The organism is Dermatophilus sp. B7861-1, from assembly GCF_058996045.1.
This window is the reverse complement of record NZ_CM180082.1, coordinates 922,576-944,535: the sequence shown is the minus strand read 5'-3', so window position 1 is coordinate 944,535 and position 21,960 is coordinate 922,576. Positions and strand designations below refer to the sequence as shown.

18 protein-coding genes and 1 tRNA gene are annotated in these 21,960 nt (G+C 59.1%); 5 read left to right on the top strand and 14 right to left on the bottom strand.

Annotation, left to right across the window (positions count from 1 at the left end; genetic code table 11):
• Positions 1–88: 88 nt before the first annotated feature.
• From AC2T9U_RS04200 to AC2T9U_RS04190, 3 genes are read right to left on the bottom strand one after another with little or no spacing between them, the layout of a single operon-like run.
• Positions 89–1,402, bottom strand: coding sequence for a nucleotide sugar dehydrogenase (locus AC2T9U_RS04200; protein ID WP_208303630.1), 1,314 nt, complete (start codon positions 1,400–1,402; stop codon positions 89–91).
• Positions 1,403–1,451: 49 nt separating this feature from the next.
• Complete coding sequence (locus AC2T9U_RS04195; RefSeq protein WP_493696705.1) at positions 1,452–2,822, bottom strand: HD-GYP domain-containing protein; 1,371 nt, start codon at positions 2,820–2,822, stop codon at positions 1,452–1,454.
• Positions 2,819–4,348 (bottom strand): HD-GYP domain-containing protein, encoded by a 1,530-nt coding sequence (locus AC2T9U_RS04190; RefSeq protein WP_493696704.1) that lies wholly within the window; start codon positions 4,346–4,348, stop codon positions 2,819–2,821. The genes AC2T9U_RS04195 and AC2T9U_RS04190 overlap by 4 nt, the downstream gene beginning before the upstream one ends.
• Before the next feature lie 1,060 nt (positions 4,349–5,408).
• Between AC2T9U_RS04190 and AC2T9U_RS04185 the strand changes: the two genes are divergently transcribed.
• Positions 5,409–5,483 (top strand): 50S ribosomal protein bL37, encoded by a 75-nt coding sequence (locus AC2T9U_RS04185; RefSeq protein ID WP_371667504.1) that lies wholly within the window; start codon positions 5,409–5,411, stop codon positions 5,481–5,483.
• 99 nt (positions 5,484–5,582) lie between these two features.
• Here AC2T9U_RS04185 and rsrA read toward each other — a convergent pair whose 3' ends face one another.
• The 3 genes from rsrA to AC2T9U_RS04170 all read right to left on the bottom strand — a co-directional run bounded on the left by rsrA (position 5,583) and on the right by AC2T9U_RS04170 (position 7,565).
• Entirely contained in the window at positions 5,583–5,843 is a 261-nt protein-coding gene (gene rsrA / locus AC2T9U_RS04180; RefSeq protein WP_115030738.1) for a mycothiol system anti-sigma-R factor, read from the bottom strand.
• Positions 5,840–6,622: a sigma-70 family RNA polymerase sigma factor gene (locus AC2T9U_RS04175; protein WP_306746764.1), complete on the bottom strand. Its 783-nt coding sequence runs from the start codon at positions 6,620–6,622 to the stop codon at positions 5,840–5,842. The genes rsrA and AC2T9U_RS04175 overlap by 4 nt, the downstream gene beginning before the upstream one ends.
• 148 nt (positions 6,623–6,770) lie before the next feature.
• Positions 6,771–7,565: an SOS response-associated peptidase gene (locus AC2T9U_RS04170; protein WP_493696703.1), complete on the bottom strand. Its 795-nt coding sequence runs from the start codon at positions 7,563–7,565 to the stop codon at positions 6,771–6,773.
• A gap of 169 nt (positions 7,566–7,734) precedes the next feature.
• Between AC2T9U_RS04170 and aroA the strand changes: the two genes are divergently transcribed.
• The 3 genes from aroA (at position 7,735) to hisN (ending at position 11,029) form a co-directional block, all read left to right on the top strand.
• Entirely contained in the window at positions 7,735–9,060 is a 1,326-nt protein-coding gene (gene aroA, locus AC2T9U_RS04165; RefSeq protein ID WP_493696702.1) for a 3-phosphoshikimate 1-carboxyvinyltransferase, read from the top strand.
• Positions 9,057–10,142: a ribosome small subunit-dependent GTPase A gene (gene rsgA / locus AC2T9U_RS04160; RefSeq protein ID WP_115030744.1), complete on the top strand. Its 1,086-nt coding sequence runs from the start codon at positions 9,057–9,059 to the stop codon at positions 10,140–10,142. The genes aroA and rsgA overlap by 4 nt, the downstream gene beginning before the upstream one ends.
• A gap of 83 nt (positions 10,143–10,225) precedes the next feature.
• Entirely contained in the window at positions 10,226–11,029 is an 804-nt protein-coding gene (gene hisN, locus AC2T9U_RS04155; RefSeq protein WP_208302224.1) for a histidinol-phosphatase, read from the top strand.
• Between the two features lie 66 nt (positions 11,030–11,095).
• Here hisN and AC2T9U_RS04150 read toward each other — a convergent pair whose 3' ends face one another.
• From AC2T9U_RS04150 to AC2T9U_RS04125, 6 genes are all read right to left on the bottom strand, one after another.
• On the bottom strand, positions 11,096–12,436 hold the full coding sequence (locus AC2T9U_RS04150) for a M16 family metallopeptidase (RefSeq protein WP_493696701.1): 1,341 nt from the start codon (positions 12,434–12,436) through the stop codon (positions 11,096–11,098).
• Complete coding sequence (locus AC2T9U_RS04145) at positions 12,433–13,746, bottom strand: M16 family metallopeptidase (RefSeq protein WP_493696700.1); 1,314 nt, start codon at positions 13,744–13,746, stop codon at positions 12,433–12,435. The genes AC2T9U_RS04150 and AC2T9U_RS04145 overlap by 4 nt, the downstream gene beginning before the upstream one ends.
• 22 nt (positions 13,747–13,768) lie before the next feature.
• Positions 13,769–14,074 carry a hypothetical protein gene (locus AC2T9U_RS04140; protein WP_493696699.1) on the bottom strand — a complete coding sequence of 102 codons (306 nt, stop codon included), beginning with the start codon at positions 14,072–14,074 and terminating at the stop codon, positions 13,769–13,771.
• Between the two features lie 620 nt (positions 14,075–14,694).
• Positions 14,695–16,092: an NAD(P)/FAD-dependent oxidoreductase gene (locus AC2T9U_RS04135; RefSeq protein WP_341746842.1), complete on the bottom strand. Its 1,398-nt coding sequence runs from the start codon at positions 16,090–16,092 to the stop codon at positions 14,695–14,697.
• Between the two features lie 252 nt (positions 16,093–16,344).
• A tRNA-Met gene (locus AC2T9U_RS04130) sits at positions 16,345–16,418 on the bottom strand.
• Between the two features lie 87 nt (positions 16,419–16,505).
• Entirely contained in the window at positions 16,506–19,604 is a 3,099-nt protein-coding gene (locus AC2T9U_RS04125; protein ID WP_493696698.1) for a UPF0182 family membrane protein, read from the bottom strand.
• A 127-nt stretch (positions 19,605–19,731) separates the two neighbouring features.
• Between AC2T9U_RS04125 and AC2T9U_RS04120 the strand changes: the two genes are divergently transcribed.
• Entirely contained in the window at positions 19,732–20,319 is a 588-nt protein-coding gene (locus tag AC2T9U_RS04120; protein WP_493696697.1) for a PPA1309 family protein, read from the top strand.
• A 50-nt stretch (positions 20,320–20,369) separates the two neighbouring features.
• On the opposite strand, the gene AC2T9U_RS04115 is transcribed toward AC2T9U_RS04120, so the two are convergent.
• Positions 20,370–21,380 (bottom strand): YlbL family protein, encoded by a 1,011-nt coding sequence (locus AC2T9U_RS04115; RefSeq protein ID WP_493696696.1) that lies wholly within the window; start codon positions 21,378–21,380, stop codon positions 20,370–20,372.
• A 38-nt stretch (positions 21,381–21,418) separates the two neighbouring features.
• On the bottom strand, positions 21,419–21,838 hold the full coding sequence (locus AC2T9U_RS04110; protein ID WP_208303641.1) for a molybdenum cofactor biosynthesis protein MoaE: 420 nt from the start codon (positions 21,836–21,838) through the stop codon (positions 21,419–21,421).
• Positions 21,839–21,960 lie beyond the last annotated feature (122 nt).

The following is a 21,960-nucleotide window of genomic DNA, read 5'->3' as shown; positions in this document are numbered from 1 at the left end:
GGTTGCGGTATTGGTTGTGTGGCGGCACGTGGTGGAGAGCGCTGAGTTCTCGTCACTGCGTGCAGTGACGAGAACTCAGCGAGGGTGTTTATTCGGCGGCGCGGCCGACGGTGCGGAAGGTAACGTCGGTGAAGTTGTCGGCGTTGAGCCAGCAGCGGCCATCGATAATGGTCTTCACGCCGGGCAGGTCACGCGCGGTGAGCTGTGCGTATTCGGCGTGGTTTGCCTGCAGGATTGCGACGTCGATGTTGCTGGTACCGAGTGTGTAGGGAGTCCACCCGTAGGCAGCGAGTTCTTCGTCGGTGTACATGGGGTCGTGGACCACGACGGTGGCGCCTTCAGCGCGTAGAGCCTCGACGGTGTCGAATACGCCGGAGAAGGCTGTTTCTTTGACGCCGCCGCGGTAGGAGGCGCCGAGCACAACGACGGTGGCGCCTGAAAGGTCACCGTGTGCACCTTTGGCGAGGCCGACGGTGTATGCAGGCATGCCCTTGTTGGTTTCGCGGGCAGCACGCACGACGGTGGCGTCGGGGTCGGTGTAGAGGTAGAGGCGGGGGTAGACGGGGATGCAGTGTCCGCCGACAGCGATTCCGGGTGAGTGGATGTGGCTGTAGGGCTGGCTGTTGGAGGCTTCGATGACTTGGTAGATGTCGATGCCGTGGGAGGCGGCGAATTTGCCGAACTGATTGGCCAAGCCGATGTTGACGTCGCGGTAGGTCGTTTCGGCAAGTTTGGCGAGTTCTGCTGCTTCTGCCGAGCCCAGATCCCAGACGCCGTTACCGCGTTCGAGGTCGGGGCGCTCGTCGAAGTCGAGGACGGCGTTGTAGAACTCGATGGCGCGGCGAGCTCCAGTGCCCCCCAGGCCGTCGAGACCTCCGACGAGTTTGGGGTATTTGCGCAGGTCGGCGAAGACCCGGCCGGTGAGGACTCGCTCGGGGCTAAAGACGAGGTGGAAGTCGGTGCCTTCGTTCAGGCCAGAACCTGCTTCGAGCTGGGGTTTCCACTTGCCGCGGCTGGTGCCTACGGGCAGGGTGGTTTCGTAGATGACGAGGGTGTTGTTTTCTTTGCGTAGGCCGCGGGCGATGTCGGCGGTGGCTGATTCCATCCACCCGAAGTCGGGTTGTCCGTCGTTGTCAACGAAGAGGGGGACGACAACGACGACGGCCTCAGAGTCAGCGACGGCGGCAGCGGTGTCGGTGGTGGCGTGGATGTTTCCAGCCTTGACTGCTTCGGCAAGTTTTTCGTCGAGGTGGGCTTCGCCGGGGAAGGGTTCAGTTCCTGCGTTGACGAGGTCGACAACGGTGGGGTTGGTGTCGGCTCCGTGTACGAAGTGGCCTTTGGAGGCGAATTGGACTGCCAGCGGAAGCCCGATTTTGCCGAGTCCGACGACGGTAATCTTCACGTGTTGCCTGCCTTTGCTGTTGGTGGTCCGTCCGGGCTGCGCTGGTGCGTCAGTCTCGGTGGGCTGCTCCGTTGCCGGTTGCGACGTGGTCGTGGTCGGTGTGGGAGTGGCGGCGTGCGTGTGGTGCGCGTCCGCGTCTGGCCCTGGTCACTCCTCTGATCTTAGAGGGGTGTTTTGGTTCCGTGTTGGCGGGAATGTGGGTGTTGCTGTGGTTGATGGGTTGGGTTCCGTATCCACTGCGGTCCAGGACGGTTTCGAGGGCGGCGACTGCTTTGGGGTCGTATTCGTAGCCCAAGCCGAGGTAGATGCGTTCCATGGCTTCGTTGTGGGCGTCGTTGTCAGCCTCAGCGAGGGTGCCGCCGACGTAGTCGACGTAGGCGTTAGCAACCTTGAGGACACGTGCTGTTTGTGGGATGCGGGCGCGGTTTTGGACGAGTTGGTAGTAGGGAACGGCTTGGGCGGCGAGGGTGTCAGTGACGGCGTTGAGGCGGCCGATGTGGTCGACGATGGAGGCTCCGGTGGCGGCGAGGTGTTCTTGATCGGCGGGAGCAGCCAGGACTGTGGCTCCGGAGGGGATGGGGCGGCGCAGGATTACTTGTCCTAGGTCGTGGAGGAGCGATGCGGTTTCTAGGTGGCCAATTTCGCGGGCGGTCAGTCCCATTTCTTGGGCGATGGCCACTGATAGGCGGGCTACGGAGGTTCCGTGGCCGCGGGGTAGTAGTCCGGCAATTTCGGGCAGTTTGGACAAGGCGCGGATGCTTTGCCGCTGGGCGCGGTGGACGCGGGCTTGGTGGAGTACGGCGGTTTGGGTGGCCACGAGGGGCACGAGTCCTAGTGGTAGTGCGGCTAGGCCGATTGCTTCTTGGGCTAGGGCCAGGCTGGCGCTGCTTGCGACGACGACGACAGAAAGGGCCAGTGGGATGCGGGCGTCGCTGGTGTGGCTGTTAAGAGCGTCGACGCGCATGAGTTGGTGGTAGAGCCAGACGCGGAAGGGGGCTTCGATGCTGAGGATGATTCCGATGGCGCTCATGAGGACGATGGCGCGGCGCCATCCGGGCCAGGTGAGGGTCATGTCGACGACGTGGTTGCCGTGTAGGAGTGGTAGTTCACGCACGAGGATTGCTACCGCTGTGACGGTGAAGAGGCGTAGTGCGCTGTCGGCGAGGAGTTCGTGGCGCTCACCGCGGGCGCGGGTAACCCATAGGAAAGGAATGGCTAGCAGTTGTGAGGTCAGAACTAGTGCCGCGATGTGTGTTGCGGTGAGCTGGATGGGGCCTTGGGGTGTGGTGACTGAGACGGCTAGGGCTAGGCCGACGGCATGTGCTGTGGGGGCGGTTTCGAATCGTCCGCGGATGCGCAGTCGAAAGGCTTCAGCGATCGTTAGGACAGCCAGGTAGGCGAGGATGCCAGGGATGGTCATGAGGTGGCTTCCTTGGTGCCGTGGTGTTTTCGGTGGGCGAATTGGTGGGAGTGCTGGGGTGAAGTGTGCCGGTGACGGCTGGTGGCGGGGTGGCTGGTCAGGTCAGCTAAGAGGTCGAGGCCGCGGCTTGAGCGCAGTTCACGGATGAGAGCATCAACGACAATGGGGTCTAGGGTGCTTCCGGCGTGGCTACGTAGTCCGGTGATGAGGTTTTCGCGGCCTTCGACGGTGGCGTTGAGGGTGGTGCCAAGGGATTCAGCGATATCGACAGCGGCGATGATGCGTGAGGCGAGGGGGATTTCATCTCCGGCGAGGCGGCTGGGGTATCCGCGGCCGTCGTAGCGTTCGTGGTGGTGCAGGACGGCTTCGGCGCAGTCTTCAAGGAAGTCGATGTCGGTGATGATGTCGGCGGATATGCGGGTGTGGCCAGCGATGTGGTCAAGTTGTTCGTCGGTGAGGTCTTCGGGGCGGGTGTCGAGGATGCTCCATGGGATGGACAGGATGCCAACGTCATGCAGGGTGGCGGCTTCGCGGAGGATGTCTTGGTCGCGTCCAGATAGGCCCATTGCGCTGCCAGTGGCGGTACAGACGCGGGCGAGGCGGTAAGGGCGGTCCAGCGTTCCGGATCGTAGTTCGCCTGCTCCGGCTAGGGCCTGGAGGAGGCGGTGGTGAATGTCGCGTTCTTCGACGTATTCGAGGTAGGACCAGCGGGACATCATGAGGGGGGCGAGGATGAGGACGAGGGCTAGGGGGCCTAGTCCTACTGGTGCCCAGAGCACGACAAAAACGAATGCGGTGATGCCATATCCCAGGCAGAGCACGGCGAAGACGGTCATGGCTCCCGTGACGAAGTGGCGCAGGCGTTGGCGGCTTTCGAGGGCGATGAGGGCTGCTACAAGGATGCTGTTGAGAACGATGAATACGAGGTCGGCGAGAATAAGTGGGATGCCTATTTTTGTGAAGAGCAGGGTAGGAGTCCAGGGACCGGTGCCGATGTGGATACCACCGAAGAGGGCGTAGGTCAGGGCGGCAGCGCTGGTGACCAGCGCCATCATGGATGCGTTGACGAAGAAGGTCAGGGCGGTGCGATTGGGGAGGGCTCCGGCGCCACGCATCCGGCGGACGAGGTTGGATGCCAGTGGGCTGAGCAACATGATGAGCGGGCCCAGGATGGTGGCCGGGACGGGGCCGGTGAGAGGAATGGCCCCCAGGAGAATCATAGCGGTGAAGGAAAGTTCGACTTCTTCGTCGTGTGAGCGTTCGCGTAGCCCGTCGGCAAGAACTCCCAAGGCAAGGAGGCCGAGGAAGGGTTCAAAGGAGGAAATGAGCTGCGTGCCGTGGTGGTGTAGCAGGGTGGCCTGTGTTGCCAAGAAGGCTGCCAGGATGATGTTCATTACGGCAGCGGTGAGGGAGATTGCACGTACGCGTGCACTGGGTTGTTGGCTTGAGCTGTGCATTGATCCCCACAGCTCGGTGTCGTCGGTGAATGATCCGGGTTGGTTGAGTCGGTGAGGTCGGATGCTCACGCTGTCTCCGCGGGGGTGTGGGGCGGTAATGGCCTGAGCAGGGCCACGCCCGCTCCCCTCAGCGTGATGCGGCCATGGCTGTGACCGCGGCCATGTGTTTCATTTTTTGGGCCGTGGGCTCCAGTAGACAACACCGCAGGGCTGCTGTGTGTCGTGAGTGTTGATAAACATTTCTCACTCCTGCCGATAAGCGACGGTCGGATGCCTTGATGACCCCCCATAGGTCGATTCAAAGTGTCCCCATCGCTTTTCCGTCTAGTAAGTACGAACAACTTGGACGGATAGCGATAAGAATTCTTTCGATGTCCGCCAGCATATCCTTGGCTTCCCATGAAGACTCCTTCATCTTCACCACCCTTGAGTAAACATTTATCTATAAGTGAAGATCACTTATCCAAGTCAGTCGTTCGACTATTTTGAAAATAAAATTCACCCATTATTAATGAGTGAAGAAGATTATTTATTTACGCGAATCCATTTGATTCACAGTCTCTTACGCTTGCCGTTCATGGCACTCTCCCCTGATGCAGCAGCTAGGCACCCCAGCATGTCCACTGTCGCATCCCTGACTTCTCAAGCGATGCCTCATCCTTCATCCGCCCCGAGGCGAAGCACACTAAGTTATAGAGAATGTATATCACGACTAATTCAGTCGATCACTTTGGACGACCTATCTAAACAACACGAGAAGTTCACGTAATGCGATAGAAACACATAGTCTTGATCAATCGTCCAAAGCGCTCGTTCACATAGGGAAGAATCCAAAAAAACACAAGAACGCAGGAAAGTGCCGGTGATACCCCAAGGCGCTACATCAACAGAGCACCCCGACTGAACGACTCCCCCAACTGCCTCCCACTACCCCACCGCCTGAGAATCAATCCCGAAACTTTCCACTCCACGCCCGAGGCGTGAGACAACTGGGTGCCCAGAACACCCCTCACACCCACCAGCTAGCGCCAGAGGGCACCGGATCGCCCCCTACCAGAGCGTGTGACAGAATCAGATGGTTCAGCGATGTGGCCGCATGCGGCCACATCCAGACATAGAGGAGATCATCATGAGCAAGCGCGCACGCAAGCGTCGTTCCCGCAAGGGCAGCGCAGCCAACCACGGCCGCCGCCCCAACGCCTGAGCAGACCTGCCACTGCCAGCGAGTGCATAAATGTGTGGGTGTCACTTCAATTGAAGTGACACCCACACATTTACCCGGCTCTGAAATATCTACATCACCTCAGAGCTCAAAAGTCTTCATACTTATCCTGGTAAGAATCTGAACACGTAACGACTCGGGCGCTTCCTCACAATGACAAGAGCGTCGGATCAGTGACTTCAAAACAAGATCACGCTCATAGTTCTGCGCGCACGATCGACACGAAGCAAGATGGGCTTTGATTGCTTCACAATCAGCGGCAGTCAGCTCCCCATCAAGATACGCAGTCAGCGCTGCATAGAATTCCTCACACCCTCCGGGACTGTGGCCATCAGCATTCACTGCCCCACCTCCGAGGCTGTGCCGACATAGCCACGCTCAGCCGCGTAATCAGTGAGCAAATCCCGTAGCGCCCGCCGCCCCCGGTGCAGTCGAGACATGACCGTACCAATAGGGGTATCCATGATCTCAGCGATCTCTTTGTACGCAAATCCTTCAACATCTGCCAGGTACACCGCAATACGGAAGTCTTCACCGATCTGGCTCAACGCCCGCGTCACATCACTGTCGGGCAAATGGTCCAGCGCCTCCACCTCAGCCGAACGCAATCCGCGCGAAGAATGAGCCTCCGCACGAGCAAGCTGATAGTCCTCCACATCGGCAGCATCGGACTGCTGGGGCTGGCGCTTTTTCTTGCGGTAGGTGTTGATAAAGGTGTTCGTAAGAATTCGATACAGCCAGGCTTTGAGGTTAGTTCCCGGCTTGTACTGGTGAAACGCAGCAAAAGCCTTCGCAAATGTTTCCTGAACCAAATCTTCGGCATCCGTAGGGTTGCGAGTCATCCGCAGCGCGCCACTGTAGATCTGATCCAGGTACACCATGGCATCAGTTTCAAACCGACGGACTCGCTCATCGTGCGTCTCCTGAGAAGGATCAACGATGGTTTCATCAAACACCGGTTCACCGGTCAGCGACGGCTCGAGTATCTCAGTACCCGCCGCACCATCGCGTATCTCGTCGCTGTTCATCAATGTCCAGGGTAGGCGCTCAGAGGTATCTCCGCCTTGAGCATCCATCCCAGTAGAGACACCATCAACCGCCTTAGGTGCAAGAACCAACACGTATGACTCCTATTCCGCCCGACGTGGCGTGTCGGCGTACGAGGGACGGTGACCCCGAATCAGCCAGACAGAACGGCCCGTGGGCAACTGCTCACGGGCAAGAACGCACTACGTGACGATGGCATTCCCACCCACGCCACACTGCGCATCAACCCTGCCCAAGCTGACCTGTACCGATGTAATCAAACAAGTTCAACTCCCCCGCATTGCCGCCATCCCGGTCGCTGCAGAGCTGCTCAGCTACAAAACGCTCCTGGCGAGGCGGGGACAACAACGGCAGCACACTCTGGGCATCATCGCGGCGTGGATCCAGCCAGGCATCCCAATCCTGCGGCTCGATAACCAACGGCTGACGCGGATGCACATGCTCCACCTCTGCCTGCGCCGGATGCGTAATGATCGAGAACGATGCAACCCATGCCAACGGGCCCGGCTCCTTAACTGCGGGGTCACGCCAAAACTCGAAGAAACCCCCGAAAGTCAACGGCGCACCATCGGCTCGGCGCAGCGAAAAGAGTGGCTTGCGCTGCCTGTTACCCGCGGGCGCTGTACCCCACTCGTACCAGCAATCAGCAGGAACCAAACATCGCCGCGAGCGCACTGCCTGACGGAAAGCTGGTTTTGTCAGTACTGATTCGGCTCGCGCGTTGATCATTGATACTGCGCTGCGTGGGTCTTTGGACCATGAGGGCACTAAACCCCACGTCAGTAGGCGCAGCGAGCGCTCTACGTCTACTAGTTCGCCTGTCTGTGAGCGTCGGAGACGTTCTACAACGACGCGGGCGTTTTTCGTGGGCGCGACATTTTCATCTGGGGTGCCTGCAGGTGGTTCTTGGGGCGAGGCCAGAAGGGTTCGTACCGGCGCTCCTGTCATGTCGACGTCTGCTTTGAGTGTTGTGACCAGTTCAGTATTTGTTGCTGTTGCGGCGTATCTACCGCACACGTGTTGCCTCCTTGCTTGTTGTCGCCCACGACGCGCCTGCCTCCATGCTGAACAAGCCGCCATGGGAACAGCTGTCCCGACTAGAGTCGGCATGTGGGCCGCGTCATTGGCATGCCTGGTCCAGCATCACACCACCACGCAAACACGGAAGCGAGTGATCTTCTCCATCGTGCCCACCACCGACCTTTGGAAAGCACCTGCTGCAGCCGACGTAACTACTGCATTAGACGCAACGGTGCGCCTTCCTGGCAGTAAATCACTGACGAATCGGTTCCTTGTTTTGGCTGCACTGGCTGATGGAGAGTCACGCCTGCGCGCCCCTTTGCACTCTCGTGACACGTTATTGATGGCTCAGGGGTTGCGCGCTATGGGGACCAATATCACTGATCTTGGTGACGCTGACAGTGGCGATTGGCATGTTCGACCTGCCGCTTTGCGGGGTAACGCTGCGGTCGATTGTGGTTTAGCTGGCACTGTTATGCGTTTCTTGCCTGCGGTGGCAACGTTGGCTGCTGGTCCGGTGCGTTTTGATGGGGATGCCGGTGCCCGGGTTCGCCCTATGGCCCCGGTTCTTCAGGCCATTACCGATCTGGGTATTCGCACCGAATCTGCTGGTGGTTTTCTACCCGCCACTGTTCATGGGTCAGGGACTGTCACCGGTGGCGCGTTGCGTATTGATGCTTCGCATAGCTCGCAGTTCGTTTCAGCGATGCTGCTTGTTGGTGCTCGTTTCACTAACGGGCTGGAGCTAGTGCACACCGGTTCTGCACTTCCTTCCCAGCCTCACATCGATATGACTATCGAGGTGTTGCGTGATGTAGGGGTTGAGATCGATGACGACACCCCTCACCGTTGGGTCGTGGAGCCAGGTGATATCCGTCCTTTGGATGTCACTGTGGAGCCTGACTTGTCCAACGCGGCCGCTTTTTTGGCCGCCGTGCCGATCCTGGGTGGCCGCCTGCATATTCCTGATTGGCCCGCGCACACCACGCAAGCTGGGGATCGGATCCGCGACATTTTGGCTTTGTTGGGTGCTCGTGTCGAGCTGGATCGCACGGGCCTGACTGTTACTGCTGATTGTGGCTTTGAGGGGTTCGATCTGGACCTTTCTGAAGCTGGTGAGCTCACTCCTACGGTCGCGGCGCTTGCTGCCTGTGCCCACTCTCCCTCCCATCTGCATGGGGTGGCCCACCTGCGTGGCCACGAAACTGACCGGTTGGCCGCTTTGGCCACTGAGATCAACCGTCTTGGTGGGGATGTGACCGAAACTGATGATGGGTTAGTGATCCGACCTTCTCCTCTGCGCCCGGCTCAGATCGCTACTTACCACGATCATCGGATGGCGACTGCCGCGGCAATCTTGGCTTTGAAGGCGCCAGGAAGCAGCATCGAAAATATCGCCACTACCAGCAAAACTTTGCCGGGTTTCGCAGATATGTGGATGCGGATGCTCGGTGTTGAAACTGCCGCCGAGCGCACGGTTGTGGCCTCATGAGTTCTCGCCGCGCTCTTCATGACCGCTACGACGAATCACATGCACGAATCCGACCTAACCGCAAAGGCACTCGCCCTCGCACTAAAAATCGCCCCAAACATGCTGATGCGGTTATTGCGCGTGTCGTGCGGGTTGATCGTGGCCGTTTCACTTGCATTTTGGACGGCGTCACAGTTACAGCGATGAAAGCTCGTGAGCTGGGTCGTCATTCTGTCGTGGTGGGTGATGAGGTTGCTCTGGTTGGTGATGTCAGCGGAGCCGAAGGAACTCTGGCGCGGATCGTACGTGCCGAACCTCGCCGTACTTTGTTGCGTCGCACTGCTGATGACACTGACCCCGTCGAGCGCATCATCGTCGCCAACGTGGACATCATGGTGATCGTTACCGCTATCGCTGATCCCGAGCCACGCCACCGGCTCATCGATCGATGCCTGGTAGCGGCCTACGATGCGGGTATTCACCCCATCCTTGTGGTGACTAAAACGGACTTGGCCGATCCGAGTGAATTTCTCGCCTCATTCGCTGCCTTGGATGTTGATGTCATCACCAGCGGACGTAGCGATTCCTCCCCCATCTCAAGCGATGCCTGTGCTTTGGATCCAGCAGCAGTCGAAGCCATCCGACATCGTCTAGCTGGGCATGCCAGCGTGCTTGTGGGGCACTCGGGGGTGGGTAAATCCACTCTTGTCAACGCATTGGTTCCCGGCTTGGGGCGCACCACGGGTCATGTCAATGAGGTCACCGGGCGTGGTCGCCATACATCCACTTCAGCTATCGCGGCTCCGCTACCTGATGATGATGGCTGGATTGTCGACACCCCGGGGATCCGGTCGTTTGGCTTAGCGCATGTGCACCCCGAACAGATCATTAGTCATTTTCCCGATCTTGAACCTGGAACCGACGGTTGCCCACGTGGTTGTAGTCATGATGAGCCGGACTGTGCCTTGGATGAGCACGTGGCCAACCATCCCAATGCAGAACTTCACGCATCCTTAGAAGCGCGTTTGGATTCTGTGCGCCGGCTTTTGCGGGCACGGCGTGGCGAGAGTGATCCACCTACCGAAAGCACGCCTCGCCCGTAGCAACAGCAGCTGACTCAGCGGCGCATCAACACCGATTCCCCACGGTGCCACGCCAATCCATGCTGGACAGATAGCGTAGAGCTGTGTCCACATACACCGATGACCTGCGCCTTGCCCACGTGCTCGCCGACACGGTTGAGCGCATCACTATGCCCCGCTTCAAATCAACCAATTTGTCGGTGAACACCAAACCCGACATGACCCCTGTCACTGACGCTGATATCGATGCCGAAGAGCTGATCCGCGGTCAGCTCGCCCGTGTTCGTTCTCGCGACCGTGTGGTCGGTGAAGAGGGCGGCACGACAGGCACGGGCTCACGCCGCTGGATCATTGACCCGATTGACGGAACTGAAAACTACGTGCGCGGTGTCCCGGTGTGGGCCACATTGATTGGGCTTTATGACGGCGATGACCCTGTCGTTGGTGTGGTTGCCGCACCTGCGTTGGGGCGACGTTGGTGGGCCGCTCAAGGTGCTGGTGCGTACACGGGACGTTCTTTGTCTTCGGCTACCCCGATCCATGTTTCGCAGGTCGCATCTTTGTCGGATGCTTCCCTTTCCTATTCCTCGCTTAAGGGCTGGAAAGAAAAAGGGCGTTTGGATTCTTTCCTCGAATTGAATGAAGCTGTGTGGCGTTCTCGTGCCTACGGAGATTTTTGGTCGTACATGTTGTTGGCTGAGGGTGCTGTTGATGTTGCCGTAGAGCCTTCGCTGGAGGTGTACGACATGGGGGCACTAGTACCGATTGTGCTTGAGGCAGGTGGGCGTTTTACCGGTTTGGATGGTCAAGACGGCCCGTGGAGCGGCAATGCTGTGGCAACGAATGGGCAGTTGCACGAGTCTGTGTTGGCGCGTATTGGTGATGATTCTCCGGGGGCGCGTGCGTGATACGTGCGCTCGTGCGCACCGTCTAGGGGTGTTCAGTGCTGCTGAACACCCCTAGACGGCGGCTTCTCACACAATTGTGATGTTGTGCCCTGCTGCACGCAGGGTGTCAGCGAATTGGTCGGCTTGGCCCACGATGACGATGCCCCATTTGCCGTGGATATAGCGGCTCCAGGCGTTATTGAGTCGTTCTGGGGTCATGGATGCCATGTCTGCCAGAACTCGGGTGATCTCGTCGGTGTCGCTTCCTGCGAGGAATTTGGCTATCGCTTCATCGGCAATGTTGTCGGCGATGGTGTAATCCCCGGGAGCGGTTTTGACTAGATAATCCACGCCAGTAGCGGTTTCGGTCGCGGTGAAGGTACCGGCGGCGCTGTTAAGGATGTCCAGAGCGCAGTCGACGGCTGCGGCAGTGACTTCTGAGCGCACTGCCCCGTTGACCTGGAAAATGCCGCCACGATTACGTGGGGTGAATCCTGCTCGCATGCCGTAGGTGTATCCGCGTTTTTCACGGAGTTCAGTATCGAGCCTGCTAGTGGTGGTGCCGCCCATGAGGTAGCCCAGAACCGGGTAGGGAGCCCAGCCTCCTTCAACGCTGCGGCCAGGTCCGGGACAGCCGATACGGATTTCGCTTTGTACTGCTCCGGGGCGGTCCACGATGACGGTGCGGGACCAGTCGGGGGCATAGGCGCCCGGTGGTTCGACGTGGTGTGGGCGTGCTGGCCCATCAGTCCAGGAGCCGAATGCGTTGGTCAATAGCTCAGGAACATCAATGCCGCAGAGATCACCAGCGATAGCTACAGCTGATCCGCTGGGGCCCAGTGCCTGGTAGTAGGCGTGAATGTCTTCGCGGGTGATAGCTGAGATGGTGTCGATGGTGCCGGGGTAAGGGCGCGCGAGGCGGTCGTTGGGGGCGAACATGAGTGCCGCGAAGTGCTCAGCGGCGCGTTGCCCCGGGTGGGCTCGGGCTGCTTCGAGTTCGGCGATGGTTTGCCGGACGATCAGGTCGATTTCTTTTTGGGCCAGGATGGGCTCTTGGAGGCAAGAGCCCAGCAGATCTAGCGCTGGGGCAATGTTGCGGGCAGCAACTTGTACGTCGCAGGTGATGGAGCGTTCTCCGGCCATGACGCGAATGACTGCCCCAAGTCGTTCTGCGGCGCGAGTAAAGGCGGTGGTGTCGAGTTGGCCAGCACCTTCAGTGAGCGCTTCGGCGAGAATGCGGGCTACGCCTTCGACGTGGCGAGGCTCATAGGAGATGGGCAGGGGGATTCCCAGGGTGAGGGAAAGGATGTGTTGGCCGGGCACGTGGTAGGCCATGGCGTTCAGCCCGTGGTCGCCAATGGTGAATCGTTCGGGGGTAGGGAATTTCCAGGGTGGCGCGGCAGTGGGGATAGGTCGGGGGTTGTTCATGCCTGTTCCTTTCCAGGCTGGCCTTGGGTGCGGGCGCGGGGAATGTAGTGAAGGACTGCCCGGTGTTGCGGGTTGAGCCAGTGGCGGGCAGCTGCGGTGACGTCTTCGCTGGTGATGAGGGCGAGGCGGTCAAGGAAGTGTGCCGCGCCGGTGGCGTCGCCGTGAAGGGTGGCGTAGTGGTTGAGGGCATCGGCGCGTTCGGTGAGTCCGGCAAGCGTGGACAGCCACCCGTATTCGGCGAAGGCATTGGAGCTGGTGAGTTCGTCTTCGGTGGGGCCGTGGGTGCCTAGGGCTTCTAGTTCGGCGCAGATGATGTCTTCGACGTGCGCGGGGTCGGTGCCTTCTTCGAGTTGGACGGTGATGAATCCCAGGGAGGTGTTTTCGGTCAGTCCCATCCAAGAGACGGATACAGAGTTGGCTAGGGCGGTGTCGCGCACCAGTTTCATGTCCAGGCGTGACATGCCCAGGCCACCGAGGGCATCGAGAGCCAGGGTGGCGCCAAGGTAGGCGCGGGAGGTGTCTTCACGGGGCAGCCGGAAGGCTATGTAGAGGCGTTCGTGAGGGACGTCAGCGTGAATGCAGCTGCGGATGGGGGATGCGATGGGTGGTAGCGGTGGGCTGTCGGTATGAGTGGAGATGAGGGCGGGGTCAGGGTCGGTGAGGTGACCGAAGTAGGTGGCGGCCAGGTCTGCGGCTTTATCGACGGTGACGTCTCCGGCGAGAGTCAGGACAGTGTTGGAGGGTCGGTAGTGCGCTGTGTAGAAAGCGTGGGCATCTTCAAGACAGGAAGATTCCAGATCAGCCATGGAGCCGATGGGTACGTGGCTGTAGGGGTGTCCTGGCGGGAAGACCAGTGCGCATAGTTCGGCCATCCAGGTGCCGTAGGGGACATTGTCGTAGCGTTGGCGCTTTTCTTCTTTGACGACGTCGCGTTGGTTGTCGAAGTTTTCTTGGGTCAGGGCGGGTAAGAGGTTGCCGTGGCGGTCAGCTTCGAGCCAGAGCGCGAGTTCGAGTGCCCCGGTGGGTACGGTTTCGAAGTAGTTTGTCCGGTCGAATGAAGTGGTGGCGTTGAGCCGGGCTCCTTGGGCCATGAGGGCGGCGAAGTGTTCTCCTTCGGCGACGTTGGCCGAGCCTTGAAACATGAGGTGTTCGAATAGGTGGGCGAATCCAGTGCGGCCGGGGTGTTCGTGACGGGATCCGACGCCTACCCAGAGATTGACTGCCACTAGCGGTACGAGAGGGTCGGGATTGATGACCACGCGCAAACCGTTGGGTAGGCGCACCTGTTGGATCTCGTACGGCAGCGGCATTGGTTCAGCTTACGAACCGGTCTTAGCGTGCACCAACTGTCTTGTGGGCCCGAATTTTCACGTTCTGAGGCTTGAGGCGCGGTGAGGTCTGTCGGCGTGTTTTGGTGGCGCGGCTGGTGCGGTGTTTTTTAGTGGCTTTAGTGTGGGTGATGACGGTGACTGTGCGGTGGTGGATGGCTCCGGTGCCGTCTGCGTTGTCGGTGTGAGTGATGGCGCTGAGCTCGCGGGTGGAGCTGCCTGCTGCGGTGGCAGGTGAGGTGGCTGCGAGCGTTGTCGTAGCAATGGCCAGTAGTGCGGTGGCAGCGATGCGTCCGATGGCGTTTCTCATGTGTGTGTTCCCCCTGGTTTTGTGCCGCGGTGCGGCGTAGTGGGTCCGCCTGCCGGTGTGCTGGTTCGGCGTATGTGACGGACTGTGATCGCCTCGGCCCCCCGCCGAGGCGATCCGGAGCGTTCCCCCGAACGGTCCGTCGCTGTCAGCGTTCCACCCCGGTGAGGGCCGGTTCGCGTCGGGCGATGTCTCAACTATCGGTCTTGGACAGTCGTTCGGCAAGCGGAGTTGGTCAGTCGTCCGACTAATGGGCGTATTGCTAGTAGTCACGACCTTGCTCGAGGGGTCGATTTATTTGCGAAATTTCCTGCTCATGATGAGTTTTCGATTAATTTCGGGCGGAGCGAGAGGGCGATTTTTTGTTCTTGTGATGCATCTATGGCCGCCCGCCTCACGCTTCATGCTGATGATTACTCCGGATTCTTCCGCCAAATTTTTGTCATCTATAAGCGAACATGCAGATTTCGTGACGACCATCAGATAAGGCAAAGCAATCTCGCAGTCGCTCACCGCATAAGGCCGAATGCCTCAACATGACAGTTCGGGCCCGCCACGTTGAAGTGGCGGGCCCGAACGTACAAACTGCGTATCACTGCGCAGAACGACGACAGCGAGCGTCTCTAGTTATCGATGCGCTCACCTTTACTGCGGGGCTCTTCTCCGCGTAGTAGGGATCCAGAAACGCCTTGCCCTAGCTGGCGCATAGCCAGTCGGCCAACCATCTGCTGGTGAGTGGTGACGCGCTCGGAGCGGTCATCAGACAAGAAGGTGATCGCCCATCGAATCAAGGTAGACACACGCGATTTGAAGCCGACCAGGAAGAGCAGGTGAATGGCCAGCCATGCCGACCATGCGATGAAGCCGGAGAACTTGAATCCTTTGACATTGGCGACACCGCGGTATTTAGAAATGATCGCCATGGAGCCTTTGTCATTGTACGTGAAGGGCTGTGCGGCGCGCTTTTCATTGCCATCCAAGCGTGCAATGACGGTACGGGCTGCCCAGCCACCAGACTGGATCGCTCCCTGCGCAACACCAGGCACGCCTTCGAAAGCCATGAGGTCACCGATGACAAAGATTTCGGGGTGTCCTTCAATGGTCAGGTCAGGCTTGACGATCACGCGGCCAGTACGGTCAACCTCGGCTGGTGTTTTGTCCGCCAAAACACGGCCAAGGCGGTTTCCTTGCACACCAGCAGCCCAGACCTTGGTCGCTGCTTCGATGTGTTCAGTACGCCCGTCGGCGTATTTGATGTCAACACCGTCACCATCAATGTGGGTCACAAAACCGCCCAAGCGGACATCGACGCCGAGGTCCTGCAGGGATCGGCGTGCTTTGCTGCCAAGCTTGTCACCGAAGTTGGCCAGCACCTCTTTAGCTCCGTCAACGAGGATGACTTTGGCCTGGCGGGAGTCGATCTTGCGGAACTCTTTGGCCAGTGTGTGGGAGCTGAGCTCACGGATCTGGCCTGCCATTTCCACACCGGTGGGGCCAGCTCCAACAACAACGAAGGTCAGTAGCCGGTCGCGCTCGACGGGGTCTTCAGTCAGCTCGGCGCGCTCGAAGCTGTTGAAGATACGAGAGCGAAGCTCTAGGGCGTCATCGATCGATTTCATGCCCGGGGCATACGTGGCGAAATGATCGTTCCCAAAGTACGACTGGCTCGCCCCCGAGGCGACGATGAGGGTGTCGTAAGGGGTAACGGTGGTGTTGTCATGCAAGCGCGAGGTGACGGTCTTGGCCTGCGGGTCAATGTCATCAACCAGACCAAGAATCACGCGCGCATTGCGCTGGTGCTTGAGGATTTCCCGAATCGGCGGGGCAATCTCACCTTCGGAAAGAATTCCGGTAGCGACCTGGTAGAGCAGCGGCTGAAACAGGTGGTGGTCGGTTTTGCCGATGATGGTGACCAGAACGTCTTTACGGTGAGCAAACTGCTTGGCAGCGAACAAGCCACCAAAACCGGTGCCGATAATCACGACGTGGTGGCGTTGGGACGCACCCATGTTCACAGTCACGAAAGCTCCTTCAAAAAAGTACGTGTCGCGTTTCACAGTAGATCGTTCCGGAAAGGTCATCCCACTCGCCATATGAGGCTGCGCAAGGACTGCGAGTGACCTAGCCAGGGCTTCACCGAATGATCCGAGGGAAGGCAGGTATAGCAGGAATGCGCTATCCGTACTTCTGTGTGTCCACGGGATCACAGCACGACGAAGGCCGGAACCTTTCAAAGGTTCCGGCCTTCTAATCGACCAAACGCTGGTTCACAGTAGCGGGGGCAGGATTTGAACCTGCGACCTCCGGGTTATGAGCCCGGCGAGCTACCGAGCTGCTCCACCCCGCGTTGGTGAACACAACATTACTCACATCTGGCCAAAAGACCAAATCGAGAACAAAAAATCCTCAAAAAATCCTCTGACCAGCAAAAACGCTACTCCTGCTCAGATACAGACGCAGACGGCGTTGGGGATTCAGAAGCACTGGGAGCAGCCTCCTGTCTCGAATTAGACCCAGAAGACTTCTCACCACCCTCCCCAGCAACGCCGCCCTCAGGCGCCAACTGAACAGCCTTACTAATCGCTGCAGCCAACGCCTCCTGCGCCTTGCCGTAAGCGCTCCAGTCACCCTGACGCAACGCAGCCTGGCTCGCCTCGTACAACTTCTGCACCTCAGCCAACGCAGCCTTCAACTGCTCCGACCGGGGCTTAGGCGAAGGTGCAGCAGGCGTATCACCCTTGCTAGAACGATCCGAATCGCCAGCACTGGCGCCTGAATCTCCCTCAAACAGTTGATCCAACGCGCTGTCGAGCGTCTTACCCCAGGCGATCTTCTTACCGAAGGAAACCACCACCGCCTGCAGCAAGGGATACGTCCCCCCATCACGGCTCGACACATAGATCGGCTGCACATACAGCAGCCCCCCACCGACTGGCAGGGTCAGCAGATTGCCTCGCTGCACCTTGGAACCAGATTGCGAAATGTTGAGGAAGTTATTCAACGTCGCCGGGAAATCCTGCGACGAGACGTTAGAAGTGTTGATCTTGCTCTGCACCTGACTTGGCCCCGGCACGTTCGTGGCACTAGGCACGTCCAGCAGACGCATCACCCCATACCCCTCGCGCCTCTTACCCGGAGTCGACCCCGCGTTGGAATCCACCGCCAAGAAACCCGTCAAATACGGACGGTTTTCACCCGCAGGCGAGAACGACGTCGTCAACGAGAAAGACGGCTCTTTCTGCCCCGGCATCCGGATAGACAAGTAATACGGCGGCTGATCCGGGCTGTTCTGCCCCTGAGTCTGCCCCTGAGCAGGCTGAGCAGCCTGCGTCGGATCCGTTGGCACCTTCCAGTACTCACCACCGGTGTAGAAGCTGGCAGCATCGGCTACGTGGTACCGCGTGAGCAACTCACGCTGCACCTTGAACATGTCCTCCGGATAACGCAAGTGGCTCATCAAACCGCCACTGATTTTGCTCATCGGCTGAACCACACCCGGGAAAGCCTTCGACCAAGCCTTCAAAATCGGATCAGACTCATCCCAGGTATACAAACGCACCGTGCCGTCATAGGCATCAACCGTGGCCTTAACCGAGTTACGGATGTAGTTCACCTGACCGCCACGGGCCTGCTGCACACTCTGGCTACGCGCCGTCACCGTGTCCGAGGTAGCCGTGTCAAGACTCTGCAAACGGCTGTACGGATACCGATCCGACGTGGTGTACCCATCAACAACCCATTGGATACGCCCGTCAACAACAGTCGGGTAAATGTTGCCATCCAAAGTCAGCCACGGCGCCACAGCCCGCACCCGCTCCCGCGGAGTCCGACGATCCAAAATCGTCGTGAAATCCCCGACCTGCTCAGACAGCAAAAACTTCAATTCCCGGTACTTAATCGCATACGCGGCCCGTTTAAAGAAGTTATCCAGCTTGACTCCACCAATACCGGAATATGTCGTGTACCGCTCACCGTCAGCAGCCTGATAATCAAGCTCCCGCGGCTTAGCGCCTTTCTCTCCACCCACAAGCGAATACTCGTGCGTACGCTCACCGAAATAAATACGCGGCTCAAAAGGAGTCAGCTCCCCCTTCGGAGGAATATCGCGCGTGAAAAAGTCCGGCGCACCCTCATCAGTGCGAGTATTGCCCCTGGCAGTCACCAACCCGTACCCATGCGTGTACACCGTGTGATCATTCACCCAGTTACGCTGCGGAGCCCCTTCAAGATTCAACTCACGAGCAGCAACCACTGAATCTTGCTGACCATTCTTCAACCCATACCGGTCAACATCCAGCGCATCCGGGAACGCATAATACTGACGCAAACCCTGCATCTGCGTAAACGTCGGCGACACAATCAACGGATCAATAATGCGAACCCCAGGAATAGTCGCCGCATCCTGACGCAACTGCCCCGGCTCCACGTCAGTCTTCGCCGCATAGTCAGTCTTCTGAATCGACGACAACCCGTACGCGTCCCGCGTGGCATTAATGTTGTGCTGAATAAACGGACCTTCCAGCGCCGCCTCCGAAGGACGTACCCTAAACGACTGAACAAGAGTCGGGTAAATCCCCCCAGCCACCACAGACAAAATCAACAGCATTGCCACACCGATAATCGGAAGCCGCCACGACGTCGTCCAAATCGTCGCTAAAAACAGCACCGCACAAATCACCGCAGCCACGGCAAGAATGGTCTTCGTTGGCAACACCGCGTACTGATCGGCATACGTCAAACCAGTAATACGGTCCGAATGACGAACCGACAAGGCATAACGATCCAGCCAATACCCCACGCCCCGGACCAACACCAACGCAGCCGCCAACACACTCAGATGAATCCGCGCAGCCCGCGTAGTCGACAAACCCTTAGGGCCAATACTGATCCCACCATCGATGTAATGCATTAACGCAGCCGCCAACAGCCCCAGCACAAAAGCCATCGTCAAGAAAGCCACCGCGAACTGCAGCATCGGCAACGAAAACACAAAAAAACCAATATCCAACCCAAAAGTCGGATCAGCTTTACCGAAATCCTGCCTATTCACAAACGCCAAAGCCATCTGCCACTGCCCAGCCGCAGCCAAACCAGCAAACGCACCAAACAACAACGGCACCAGCCACACCGCGAGGCGACGGACCGGCTCAATCATCTGCCGATACCGCTCCAACACCTCCTGCTGCGGCGTCGGCGGCGCATACACCGGCCGCATCCGATGCGCGATAACCAGCGAACTGGCCACTAACGCCCCCACCAGCACCATGCCCACCACAAACAAAACCACCTGAACCGCGATCGTGGTCCACATGACCTGCCCGGCCTGCACAGACTCGTACCACAACACCTCGGTCCAGAACTGGCTAACCACCACCAGCACAACCACTAAAGCAACCAAAGAAGCCACCGTCACCAACAACGGCGAAGGCTTCCCCCGCACACGAGCCCCCCGCGGCACCGCTCCCCCGCCAGAACCAGAACCACCCGGCGGTGAACCGCCGAACCCGCCAAAACCGCCAGCTGCATCGCTCACGTCAGCAACACCCTTCACGCACAAAAAACTGGAAACACCACGCTACCGACCAAAACCCAACCGCGCGGTCCACGCCGCGCAGAACCACACCCCCTCCACTCGCCGTACCCCACCCCCGCACGCAACAATGACCGACGTGACTGACAACACCCCCACCAACGGAATCATCAGCAACCCACTCCTGGACTGCCTCATCGAAGCCGAAAAACACGTCGCCGCAGCAGGGTGGGAACAACCCCCACGCCTATTCGCGCTCGTCCACACCACCCGACTCATCGAAATGGAACCCGCCCTAGCCACCCAACTCGGCACCCCAACCGACCCCACCGCCCTATCCAGCATTGAACAAGAAGGCATCGAATCCGCCTTCGGACACGGCCCCCTCACCGACCCCACCAACCTCGACTCACTCCTATCCTCCCTAGCCTGGCCAGAAGAAGTACACGGCGTAGCCCTAGCCATCGAACGACTCGTCCTGCCCCCCTCCGCCGCCGAAAACCTCCCCACCCAACCCGAAAAACTCGCCCAAGCAGCCGCCAACCACCCCGACCGCATCGAAGTCCGCCTCATGGCAGGCGTCACCCGCGACGGCCAAGCAACCTGCCTACTACGCCAACGCGCCCACGACACCGACGACAAAGTCGCCATCGGACACGACATCGCCCCCGACCTCATCAACGCCCTCTCCACCACCCTCGTCCCCGACGAGGAATAACCACCACGAGGCGGACGGAGCCCCACCACGCCCCGTCCCCTCACCCACCATCAACCACACGTCGGCAAAGAATCCCCCTGCCCAGCACCAATCGCCTCCACCGCACGCAATGCCTCATCAAACGTGTCAACCTTCACCACACGAAGCCCCTCCGGCACATTCCCCACCACCTCCGAACAATTCTTCGCCGGAGCCAAAAACCACTCCGCCGACGCCGCACGGGCACCATCCATCTTGTGCGTAATCCCACCAATGGGACCCACCGTGCCATCCAAAGACATCGTCCCCGTGCCAGCAATACGCCGCCCCCCAGTCAACGCACCCGGCGTCAACTTGTCATACAACCCCAACGCAAACATCGTTCCCGCCGACGGACCACCCACATCCCCCGCCCTGATCTGCACCTTCGGCGCCTTAGGGAACCGCGCCTCCAAACCAACACCAATCAACATTCGCCCCTGAACCTTTTTCGGGGTCACCTCCACAACAGAACCTGAACCCCCACGATCAATACCAATCTTGACCGGCGACCCATCAGGACGCTGCCGAACCAACTCCGCAACCTGCGCTGTACGCGAAATCGGCTGACCATCCACCGACGTGATCACATCACCCTCACGCAACACCCCCTGTGCAGGACCAGAAGGCACCACCGAAGCAACACGCGCCACCTCCTCAAAACCCAATTTGTTAAAAACCACTGCCTCAGCACTGTTATGCGAACCAGCCATCTGCGCGCTCGTAGCCCGACTCAAACTCTCCCGCGTCACATTCGGCGGAAACACCTCATCGCGAGGCACCACATCCGAACCCGGATCAAACAACGAACTCAACAAAAACCACCCATTAATCTCAAAACCAGGCCCCCCATACTGCGCCACCGTCGTGAAATCCAACGCCCCCTGCGTTGGATACGTCTTGGCATCCTCCACCGAGATAATCGCCGTCCCATCCAAATCGCCCAACGTGTTCACCGCAGGACCAGCCCGCAACACCACAAATGGCGGATGAACCAACGCCCCCACCACCACAAGAACCATCACAAACAACACAACCGTCACCAGCCGCGCAGTTCTCTTCGACAAACGCCACGATGCCCTCACGGAGTACCTACCCACTCATCCGAACCATCGGCAAACAACTGATGCTTCCACACCGGCACCCGCTGCTTGAGCTCATCAATGAAAAAACGACACGCCGCAAAAGCCTCCCCCCGATGCTCAGCCCCCACAGCCATCACCACCGCCACATCACCAACCTCCAAAACACCAACACGATGCACCGCCGCCACCGCATGAACCCCCTCAAAAGCAACAGCTTCCTGCGCAACCTCACGCAACACATCCTCAGCTGAAGGATGCGCCGAATACTCCAACCCAGACACGTCCCTAGCCCCGTCATGGTTCCGCACCACCCCACAAAACGTCACCACACCCCCCACCCGCGGATCACGCACGGCCCCCACAACCTCATCCAACGACAACGGCGAAGCCGACACCGCCACATACACACCACTCATCAACAAACTCCCTTCCGCACAACCAAGCCATAGTGCCCCACCATCCACACCACCCACCCCAACCAAAATCGAACCTCCACCCCCAGACGTGATTATCTGGGACAAGGAACCCATCCGACGTA